This is a genomic window from Oleiphilus sp. HI0125, assembly GCF_001635355.1.
Genome location: NZ_LWGF01000399.1, coordinates 1 through 672 on the forward strand (window position 1 = coordinate 1; position 672 = coordinate 672).

Below are 672 nucleotides of genomic sequence, written 5' to 3' on the forward strand. Positions count from 1 at the left end.
TACGCGGGTGCCATGGGGTATGGTCAATTCATTTCCAGTAGCTATCGCCATTATGCTGTTGATTTTGATGGCGATGGTGTCGTGGATATTTTAAATAACCCGATTGATGCCATTGGTAGTGTTGCCAATTATTTTAAACGCCATAAATGGAAATCGGATCAACCTGTCGCTAAACAGGTGTCGTTAAATGGTGTTGATTATGAGGGTCTGTTACATGACAAGCTTAAACCGAAATATGTCATGAAAGACTTACGTGATGCTGGTTATTCGGCCGATTCGGACATCTCAAACGAAGAAGCGATTAAACTGCTCGATTTAGTTGCTGTTGGTGGTGACGAGACATGGCTTACCTTCCACAATTTTTATGTGATTACGCGCTACAACCATAGCCATTTATATGCAATGGCTGTATTTCAATTAGCTGAGTCGTTTTAATGCGAGAGTTCCTCCGTCTTGGTTCTATCGTATTATTCTTAGTGTTAGCGGCTGCGTGTACAACAAAGCCAGAGCGTCAATATAAAATTGATCAGGATGTAGAGCCTCAAGGGGAGTTCGATGTATCCAGGGTACGGTTGGTTCAGCCCAAATGGGAGCCGCTTAGTCGCCAAGGAAATCAAAAAAATTATACCGTTCTCGGTAAACGTTATGAGGTTATGGCGAATGATGTTTCGT

Annotated in this window: 1 protein-coding gene and 1 pseudogene; both read left to right on the plus strand. The window is 42.6% G+C overall.

Annotated elements, in window-relative coordinates:
- Positions 1-435, plus strand: a 435-nt coding sequence (locus A3762_RS05390; RefSeq protein WP_197469048.1) for a lytic transglycosylase domain-containing protein, incomplete at its 5' end; no start/stop codon positions are given.
- Positions 435-672, plus strand: a pseudogene (locus A3762_RS05395) (hypothetical protein); the annotation flags it as partial. The gene A3762_RS05390 and the pseudogene A3762_RS05395, both read left to right, overlap by 1 nt.